General features: G+C 36.0%; 7 protein-coding genes. All 7 read left to right on the top strand.

Features of this window, described 5'->3' with window-relative positions:
• Nucleotides 1-30 precede the first annotated feature (30 nt).
• A complete protein-coding gene (locus F6K40_RS16005) occupies nucleotides 31-1,500 on the top strand; it encodes a hypothetical protein (RefSeq protein WP_293137499.1) in 1,470 nt (489 codons plus the stop codon).
• Between the two features lie 119 nt (nucleotides 1,501-1,619).
• Entirely contained in the window at nucleotides 1,620-2,279 is a 660-nt protein-coding gene (locus F6K40_RS16000; RefSeq protein ID WP_365671642.1) for a type III secretion system chaperone family protein, read from the top strand.
• 48 nt (nucleotides 2,280-2,327) lie between these two features.
• On the top strand, nucleotides 2,328-2,714 hold the full coding sequence (locus tag F6K40_RS15995) for a C6orf136 family protein (RefSeq protein WP_293137481.1): 387 nt from the start codon (nucleotides 2,328-2,330) through the stop codon (nucleotides 2,712-2,714).
• 2,099 nt (nucleotides 2,715-4,813) lie between these two features.
• On the top strand, nucleotides 4,814-6,001 hold the full coding sequence (locus tag F6K40_RS15990; protein WP_293137495.1) for a TRC40/GET3/ArsA family transport-energizing ATPase: 1,188 nt from the start codon (nucleotides 4,814-4,816) through the stop codon (nucleotides 5,999-6,001).
• Nucleotides 6,002-6,760: 759 nt separating this feature from the next.
• Nucleotides 6,761-7,252 carry a crossover junction endodeoxyribonuclease RuvC gene (gene ruvC / locus F6K40_RS15985; RefSeq protein ID WP_293137479.1) on the top strand — a complete coding sequence of 164 codons (492 nt, stop codon included), beginning with the start codon at nucleotides 6,761-6,763 and terminating at the stop codon, nucleotides 7,250-7,252.
• Nucleotides 7,253-8,198: 946 nt separating this feature from the next.
• Nucleotides 8,199-9,005, top strand: a complete 807-nt coding sequence (locus F6K40_RS15980) for a TPM domain-containing protein (RefSeq protein ID WP_293137477.1) — start codon at nucleotides 8,199-8,201, stop codon at nucleotides 9,003-9,005.
• Between the two features lie 630 nt (nucleotides 9,006-9,635).
• Nucleotides 9,636-9,788, top strand: a complete 153-nt coding sequence (locus F6K40_RS15975) for a hypothetical protein (RefSeq protein ID WP_293137475.1) — start codon at nucleotides 9,636-9,638, stop codon at nucleotides 9,786-9,788.
• Nucleotides 9,789-9,909 lie beyond the last annotated feature (121 nt).

Below are 9,909 nucleotides of genomic sequence, written 5' to 3'. Positions count from 1 at the left end.
GGTTTAACTGCTTCCGGGGTAGGTCAAACTATGTCTGGTGTAGGTTTAACTGCTTCCGGGGTAGGTCAAACCATGTCCGGAGTTGGCATGGGAATGTCTGGTGTCGGTTTAACTGCTTCCGGGGTAGGTCAAACTATGTCTGGTGTAGGTTTAACTGCTTCCGGGGTAGGTCAAACTATGTCCGGAGTTGGCATGGGAATGTCTGGTGTCGGTTTAACTGCTTCCGGGGTAGGTCAAACTATGTCCGGAGTTGGCATGGGAATGTCTGGTGTCGGTTTAACTGCTTCCGGGGTAGGTCAAACTATGTCCGGAGTTGGCATGGGAATGTCAGGTGTCGGTTTAACTGCTTCAGGTGTAGGTCAAACCATGTCCGGAGTTGGCATGGGAATGTCTGGTGTCGGTTTAACTGCTTCAGGTATAGGCATGGGAATGTCAGGTGTCGGTTTAACTGCTTCAGGTGTAGGTCAAACCATGTCCGGAGTTGGCATGGGAATGTCAGGTGTCGGTTTAACTGCTTCAGGTGTAGGTCAAACCATGTCCGGAGTTGGCATGGGAATGTCAGGTGTCGGTTTAACTGCTTCCGGGGTAGGTCAAACCATGTCCGGAGTTGGCATGGGAATGTCAGGTGTCGGTTTAACTGCTTCCGGTATTGGTTTAACTGCTTCTGGTATAGGCATGGGAATGTCTGGTGTCGGTATGAGTATGTCAGGGGTAGGTCAAACCATGTCCGGAGTTGGCATGGGAATGTCAGGTGTCGGTTTAACTGCTTCCGGGGTAGGTCAAACCATGTCCGGAGTTGGCATGGGAATGTCAGGTGTCGGTTTAACCACTTCCGGTATAGGCATGGGAATGTCTGGTGTAGGTTTAACCACTTCCGGTATAGGCATGGGAATGTCTGGTGTTGGCATGGGAATGTCCGGTGTAGGTTTAACAACTTCCGGTATAGGCATGGGAATGTCTGGTGTTGGCATGAATATGTCAGGGGTAGGTTTAACCGCTTCCGGTATTGGTATGAGTATGTCCGGTATAGGTTTAACCACTTCTGGTATAGGCATGAGTATGTCCGGTGTAGGTCAAACCATGTCAGGAGTAGGCATGGGAATGTCCGGTGTGGGCATGAATATGTCAGGGGTAGGTTTAACCGCTTCCGGTATTGGTATGAGTATGTCCGGTGTGGGTATGAATATGTCTGGTGTTGCTGCTTCCATGCCACCAGTTCGCCCACGCAAATTCTGGTTAGTTGCTGATGCCGAACTTATTATCCACGGTGCAACTGAACCCGATGCTACTGTTACCATCGGTGGACGACCCATAAAACTCAACCCTGATGGTACATTCCGCTTCCAGATGGCTTTCCCTGATGGTTTGATTGATTACCCAATCATGGCAGTAGCAGTTGATGGTGAACAAAACCGTTCTATTCACATGAAGTTCACTCGTGAAACTCCAGAGCGTCGTACTAATGCTAAAGAAGAAGCTGTTCTAGAATGGATGAACTAACAATTTAGTATTTCCTTGATTCAGAACTAGAACAAGTAGCGATAATGGTAGGGATGCAAACTATTTCCTATTAGCTAAAGAACCCCCGGTTAAAGTCCGGGGGTTTATCATTGGATTAGTTGGATATCTCAATTTTTACTCTCACAAGTACATTTGAATTAGCTAAAAAATCAAATAATCGTTTAGCAGTTCCTGACTTAATTTATATACTGATGAATTTATTAGAAATTACTCAAACACTAACAAATATATTCGGAGAATCTGTTGAAACTCGATCGCCTACTTCATGGCAAATAGAAACAGAGAAGTTTCGACTTTTAATTCTTATCTCAGAAGACGAAACTTGGCTGAGAATCTTAATACCTATTGCTCCTAAAGAAGACGCTCAACCATTTCTTGATAAATTACTTGAAGCTAACTTTGATGTGACTTTAGAAACTCGTTATGCCATATATGAAAATGTTGTTTGGGGAGTGTTTCAGTATAATTTTTCTACATTAACCGTGGCAGATTTTAGTGCAGCTATTCAAAGATTACTTCATTTGAAAGAACAAGGTATATCTGGTTATTTTAATGAGGTAATAGAAAATCAGATTTGCCAAGTAATTAAAGCAGCAAAACTCCAAGGACAAACTTTAGAAGCAACTCTACAAACTTTAGAACGTTTTTATGCAGAAGGTTTAATGGGAGAAATAGATATGAATTCAGAATACCGGGAAAAAACTTTGACAGCTTGGCGTTATCAGTTAGAGCGTTTATGGTCAGAAGTTAATGAATAATTGATAATGAATAATTAATAATTAATAAAAAAAGAAGCAATAAATCAAATGGATATTATCTCAATACTCAAACAAGATTATCAAAGATTTCCTACTAACCAAACTTACAGTATTTACGCAGAAAATGTTTATTTTGAAGACCCACTAAATAAATTTAGAGGTATAAACCGTTATCAAAAAATGATCGGTTTTATGAACAATTGGTTTAATGATATTCAACTTGAATTGTATGATATTAGTCAATCAGGAAATGTGATTAAAACTCGTTGGAAACTGAGCTGGACAGCCCCTTTCCCCTGGAAACCTCGAATGGCAATACCAGGATGGAGTGAATTGAAACTCAATAAAGACGGAGTTATTGACAGTCATATTGACTATTGGGATATCTCTCGGTTGGATGTTTTAAAACAGGTTTTTTTAGTTGGGAATAGATAAAGAAGAAAAACAACTTTACCTCAACTTCAGAAATACTATATATTGACATATTTAGAAAAAAACAAGTTTTGGTAATGCACATTTCCTCAATGCTGGAAAAATAAAAAATCCGCTAAAGTTAAAATATTTATTTATACTTCCCGTACTTCAGGGTAGGGATTCTTAAGTAATCCAAAATAGGACTCTTAAGGGCATTATCAAACTGCCTCCAGTAACTCCTTTTAAAAAAAATATCAACAACTTTGATATTTCAAAATATTAGCTGTACCATTGACATCGGCATTAACTAATAAACTGTTTTTAGTTCTATATAAATCCAGTTTAATTCTGGTTTGCTGATTAAATATAAAAGCCCTTACAGATAAAGCTTTTAGCCTTTTTAAGTCTTGAAAAAGTACAAGCTTTTAGGTCTTATTGGTTCAAAAATTCAGCATTTTTTGCTCACTATGGGAGAAAATCAAGGGATAACTCTTCCAACTACCACCTTTAAATTCCCCGTTTCTCCTGACTCCTGACTCCTGACTCCTACCCCTACTATGCATACTTTTTCAGCAAGCCCTAATTCGCTTTACTGAAGGCTTACAGCTATCTAGTTTTTCAGCAATTATTGGCAATAATTGATCATATAAAAAGCTGGCTTTTCAAGTATAATATTATTCGGTTACCACAAATTATATTCCATTTAGTTCGTACAATTCCTTAAGCAGTTATTTGAGTTTTGCAGTGGGAATTTGTACAAAATTTTGGTTGTTTGTTTTCTCCAATGTTAATGCCATCTTTTTGCCTCTTATTCCTCCTAAAAAAAATTCTACTAATTCTATATTTCATACAATTATTACGAGGTATTATCCTGATTGATAATTTTTTTTTTAAGTTAAGATTATTGGGAAAATTTAACAAAAAACTATCAACTTTAAAAGTTGCTTGAACTTTTTTGCCCAAAGGTACTCTGACCTGATTTTCTTTCAATCTTAGAGTTTGCTTATAGCAGTTTCCATGCGTATGAGACCACAGTTGTAATCATCGGGGGGCATGATGGAAGATTTGTATTCATTATTAACTAGCCTTTGACTCCTAACTCCTAACTCATTACTCCTAACTCATTACTCCTAACTCCTAACTCCTAACTCATTACTCATTACTCATTACTCATTACTCCTAACTCATTACTCATTACTCCTAACTCATTACTCATTACTCATTACTCATTACTCCTAACTCATTACTCCTAACTCATTACTCCTAACTCCTAACTCCTAACTCCTAACTCCTAACTCCTAACTCCTAACTCCTAACTCATTACTCATTACTCATTACTCCTAACTCATTACTCCTAACTCCTAACTCATTACTCATTACTCATTACTCATTACTCCTAACTCCTAACTCCTAACTCATTACTCCTAACTCCTAACTCCTAACTCATTACTCCTAACTCATTACTCCTAACTCATTACTCCTAACTCATTACTCCTAACTCATTACTCATTACTCATTACTCCTAACTCATTACTCCTAACTCATTACTCCTAACTCATTACTCCTAACTCATTACTCCTAACTCATTACTCATTACTCATTACTCATTACTCCTGGTTATAAGAGTATGCTGTACTGCTTGAGGATGAAGAAATTTATAATTAAAATTTGACTTTAATTATCTCTCGCTCATTATATTTACCTGTGATGTGCCCTAATTTAAAGTACAATTAACCAGAAAATCAGCTCTCTAGCTTCCCATTTCAAGGGAATGAAAAAAATCTTTGATTCAGTATTTTCATCGGGATACTTCAGAAGTTGGTACTGATAACTGATAACTGATAACTGAAATGGCGTGCCAAATAAATCCCACAATTAATAAGTTTATTGGCTGTGGTACACAAATACTCCATAAAGGGAAAAAGTTGGGGATTTTTGATTAACTATTGTTGACATCCATACAATTTACTTCACCTCCTTTTTTTGAAAATAATCTATGATAATATAACATAGTATGTCTATTATCTACCACTTAAAAACAGAGAAAAGTCACTCTAGAAGGGCCTTGCTCTAAACCCATTTTTTTTGGTAAAAATTTTTCATAAAAGGTTAAATAATTGATGCGTGTAATATTAATGACGGGAAAAGGTGGCGTTGGGAAAACATCAGTGGCTGCTTCAACGGGACTACGTTGTGCAGAGTTAGGCCATAAAACTCTGGTTCTTAGCACCGATCCAGCTCACTCCCTAGCAGATAGCTTTGATATGGAAATGAGCCATGAACCTCGGAAAGTTAAGGAAAATCTTTGGGGTGCTGAATTAGATGCTTTGATGGAACTGGAAGGAAACTGGGGAGCTGTCAAACGTTATATTACTCAAGTTTTGCAGGCGCGGGGTTTAGATGGTGTGCAAGCTGAAGAGTTGGCAATTTTGCCGGGAATGGATGAAATCTTTGGTCTAGTGCGGATGAAGCGCCACTATGACGAGGGGGAATATGATGTTTTAATTATTGATTCTGCTCCGACTGGTACTGCTTTGCGACTTTTGAGTTTGCCCGAAGTGGGGGGTTGGTATATGAGAAAGTTTTATAAACCTTTGCAGGGAATGTCGGTAGCTTTAAGACCTCTTTTTGAGCCTATTTTTAAACCTATTACTGGTTTTTCTTTGCCAGATAAAGAAGTTATGGATGCCCCTTATGAATTTTATGAACAAATTGAGGCTTTGGAAAAGGTTTTGACTGATAATACTAAGACTTCTGTGCGGTTAATTACTAATCCTGAAAAAATGGTAATTAAGGAGTCTTTACGCGCTCATGCTTATTTAAGTTTGTACAATGTTTCTACAGATTTAGTAGTAGCTAATCGGATTATTCCTGATTCTGTAACTGACCCTTTCTTTAAAAAGTGGAAGGAAAATCAACAGCAATATCGGCAAGAAATTCACGATAATTTTAGACCTTTGCCTGTGAAGGAAGTACCTCTTTATTCTGAGGAAATGTGTGGTTTGGCTGCTTTGGAGAGGTTGAAAGAAACTTTGTATGGAGATGAAGATCCTAGTCAGGTTTACTATAAGGAAAATACTGTTAAGGTAGTGCAAGAAAAGGGGAATTATAATTTGCAGTTATATTTACCTGGTATTCCTAAAGAGAAAGTTCAATTGAATAAAACTGGGGATGAGTTGAATATTAGAATTGGTAATCATCGTCGGAATTTGGTTTTACCTCAAGCTTTAGCAGCGTTGAAACCTGCAGGCGCAAAAATGGAGGATGATTATTTGAAGATTAGGTTTGCTGAAGCGACAAAAGTTTAGGGTGGTTATTTTTTGTGGGAGGAGGTTTGGATTTTTTTCTTTTGCTGAAGGCTTCATTAATGGATAATGGATAATTTATAATTTATAATTGATAATTACCTCTCCCTAAAAGGGAGAGGATTGACTAAAAGAAAAAGATTTATTTCTCTTGGTTGATTGGATATGGTTAGGTAACCCATCCATCCCACCCTTCGGGAAACTGCGTTAACAACCGCTCTCTTGGTCGATTGGATATGCGGAGGAAACCTCCGCATCCCACCCTTCGGGAAGCTCCGCTTTTCATGTCGGATCTTAGCCGAAACGACCGCTTTTTCCCCTTTATTGGGGAGGCTTTAAACCTGAATTATCTAATTATTTAATTGTTTAATTATTAATTATTTCGGTAAAGATTATTTTTAAACCCACTCCTACAATAGAAAATTAAAAGTAAGCATAATTTATCTGTTTTTTAACGACATTTAATTGGAAAATCACTACTTCTTAGTAAGTCTTTCCTAATGCCTAAATAAAAAATGCTGAATTTTTGAACCAATAAGACCTAAAAACTTGTATTTTTTCAAGAATAAAAAAGGCTAAAAGTTTTATCTGTAAAGGCTTTTATATTTAATCAGCAAACCCTAAGAGATTCATAATTTTATCCTGTTCCCTACAACCATATTTACTAAGTTCCTATGCCAAATTAATTACACATCCTGTTGACTCCCTGTTGCCTTTTCCCTCTCTCAACTAGGATCACAACTACTTATAAAAAGTCTAAAAATGGAAAAATTAATTCTCGGATTAGATCCAGGTTTAGCAGTATTAGGATTTGGATTAATTAAGTGTGTTTATAATTCAAAAACAGAGAAAATAGATTCTACTTCTATGATTGATTTTGGCGTAATTCAAACTACAAAAAAACAAGAAATGGGGCAACGTCTCATCACAATCTATGAAGATTTACACACTATACTGAATACATTTAAACCAGATTTAGCAGCTACAGAAAAGTTATTCTTTTATCGTATGGGTAATACAATTTTAGTCGCCCAAGCTAGAGGAATTTTAATATTAGTATTAGCGCAACATGGAATTCCACTAATTGAGTTTACACCCGGACAAATTAAGAAAGCAATAACAGGTTATGGCAATGCAGATAAATCTGATGTTCAACAAGCAGTAGCTAGAGAATTAAATTTAGAAGAAATTCCTAAACCCGATGATGCTGCTGATGCTTTAGCGGTTGCTCTAGCAGCAAGTTGGTTAAATTAAGCCGCAGGGTTATTATGGATTTTTTAGGGATTAAAATCTACATATAGTGTGGCACTATGGTTTTTCCTATCCATATATAGTGTTTATGGAGAATTTTGATTTTTATACTTAGGGTTTGCTGAAAAAGTCTTTGGACGAAATTCCTAAACCGGATAATGCTGTTGCTGCTAAAGCATCAACTTGGTTAAATTAGGCACTAAAGTGCTTATGGATTTTTAGGCAGTAAGGTGGTTATGGATTTTTTAGGGATTAAAATCTACATATAGTGTGGCACTATAATTTTTGCTATCCATATATAGTGTTTATGGAGATTTTTGATTTTTCTACTTAACATTTAAACCAAAAATATTATTATATTTTAGGTAATATAGTCATTAATAAATACTAACTAAGATTCGTACAACTAAATTATACTCGTATCTATACTTAAGGCTTGATGATTAACTTTAAAAGGATTTCGAGAGATAAGGTTCAACCTCTTTTTTTGTGAAAGAAGTGCAAGCTTTTCAGTCCTAAATAGTCACATTTTGAGCAGACAACCGCGAAAAAATCTGAGAAAATTTTTTGCTCTACCTCCTGTGTAATCCCTATTATTCTTGACTCCTAGCTCTTAAATTATACTCTCACCACTCATACTTTATCAACAAACCCTACTTAATGCCTTCCCTTCACTGACGGGAGCGAAGATACTCCGACTATATCCCAAACATCATCTTCGTTAGCCAGAAACTATAGATAATTGTTATCCTCAATACATCATTAACGGCTATTTTGTATTAACAAAAGACAATATAGCCAAGTCAAAAGTCTCAAAAATATTAAGATTAACTTCACAGTTTATATAATTGTGAGTTAAAGTAAATAAATGTAAAGAAATATGAGATTTTTTACTTTCTTTTAATACAAACATTTGCTGTCCACCTTTTGGATTAAAACTAAATATAAAATGGTAAAATTTTTTTCAAAAATTTTTTTTGTATCAATTACAGCAATCTTCCTGACATTATCCACTTTTGCTCTAACTCCAACAGTTGCCCAAGCTTACAACAATCCAGATTTACTTCCCAAAGAGCAAACACCAATAATTGACCTAGCCAGATCGTTAACAGAAGTTCAAGAAAAGTTACTAGCCAAAGACTTAGAACAATTTGAAACAGAAACTGGCTGGAAACTCAGAGTTTTAACTCAATTCGACCGTACTCCAGGTAGAGCAGTTAAAGATTTTTGGCAACTTGATAATAAAAGTGTCTTGTTAGTAGCTGACGCTCGTGGTGGTAATATCCTGAACTTTAATGTAGGTCGCGCTCTTTATGAATTTCTGCCCCGGACATTTTGGGTAGAGTTGCAAACTCGCTATGGTAATCAATTTTTTGTGCGAGACCAAGGTGAAGACCAATCAATTATTCAATCATTAGAATCTATCAAAACTTGTTTACGCCAAGGTGGTTGTAACGTTGTACCAGGTTTACCACGGGAGCAGTGGATTTTAACTTTAATTACATCAGCTATTGGTGGAGTAATTTGTGGTTTTGCAGCTCAACCTCGTAAATCAGGCCAAGCTTTTTCTTGGCAGTGGGCGTTAATATTTTCTCCATTGTGGGGAATTTTGTTTATTGCTTTTGGTATTGGTCCGGTAGTTTCAAGAACTTCAGATTGGTTGCCATTGACTCGCAATGTGGCAGGTTTTCTTATTGGTGCTTTGGTTGCTTATCTGACTCCATTTCTGAATCAATCTTCTCCTTCTGAAACGTAAAAAATTTTCTATATCTAAACTGAAAAAAATTAATAACTAGGAATGTTTGATTGATTCAATTATTCCTAGTTTTTTTTGATTGTTTGAAGCTGATTTTTGACTGGAGAGAGCAAAATTTTAACTGCTAAAATAGAAAGAGGCGATCGCTACTTTTAAGTAGAGTAAAAATCTCTGATTTTGCTCTCTATAAAATTCCTATGGCAAAAATTAATCAGATTCAAAATCAACTCAAAAATTAAGTGGAAGTGAGTTCCAAAAACTTGCTGATACTTATCTTCAAAAAAAATCATTAAAGGAATTCCAGATATTACTTTCTCGAAAGAGAGCCAAAATTTAACTGCTAAAATAGAGAGAGGCGATCGCTACTTTTAAATTTAGTAAAAATCTCTGATTTTGAACTCTATAAAATTCTTCTAGCAAGAATCAATCCGATTCAGAATCAACTCAAAGAATTAAATGGTGGTAAGTTGAAAAAACTTGCTGATGTTTACCTTCAAAAAAAATCATCAAAGGAACTTCAGGTATTACTTTCTCGAAAGAGAGCCAAAATTTAACTGTTAAAATAGAGAGAGGCGAGCGCTACTTTTAAGTAGAGTAAAAATCTCTGATTTTGAAGTATATAAAATTCCTATGGCAACAATCAGTCAGATTCAAAATCAACTCAAAGAATTAAGTGGTGGTGAGTTCCAAAAATTAGCTGATGTTTACCTTAAAAAAAAATCATCAAAGGAACTCCAGATATTACTTTCTCGAAAGAGAGCCAAAATTGAACTGCTAAAATAGAGAGAGGCGAGCGCTACTTTTAAGTTGAGTAAAAATCAGATATTTTTATCTCTATAAAATTCTTATGGCAACAATCAATCATATTCAGAATAAACTCAAATAATTAAGTGGTGGTAAGTTG

This window comes from Okeania sp. SIO3I5, assembly GCF_010672085.1.
Classification (GTDB): domain Bacteria; phylum Cyanobacteriota; class Cyanobacteriia; order Cyanobacteriales; family Microcoleaceae; genus Trichodesmium.
This window is presented reverse-complemented; position numbering and strand designations above follow the sequence as displayed.

Excerpts from the sequence above, each read along its gene's own strand:
- F6K40_RS15975 (WP_293137475.1), top strand. The coding sequence starts at position 9,636 with ATGGCAACAATCAGTCAGATTCAAAATCAACTCAAAGAATTAAGTGGT.
- F6K40_RS15990 (WP_293137495.1), top strand. The coding sequence starts at position 4,814 with ATGCGTGTAATATTAATGACGGGAAAAGGTGGCGTTGGGAAAACATCA.
- F6K40_RS16005 (WP_293137499.1), top strand. The coding sequence starts at position 31 with ATGTCTGGTGTAGGTTTAACTGCTTCCGGGGTAGGTCAAACCATGTCC.
- F6K40_RS15980 (WP_293137477.1), top strand. The coding sequence starts at position 8,199 with ATGGTAAAATTTTTTTCAAAAATTTTTTTTGTATCAATTACAGCAATC.
- F6K40_RS15995 (WP_293137481.1), top strand. The coding sequence starts at position 2,328 with ATGGATATTATCTCAATACTCAAACAAGATTATCAAAGATTTCCTACT.
- ruvC (WP_293137479.1), top strand. The coding sequence starts at position 6,761 with ATGGAAAAATTAATTCTCGGATTAGATCCAGGTTTAGCAGTATTAGGA.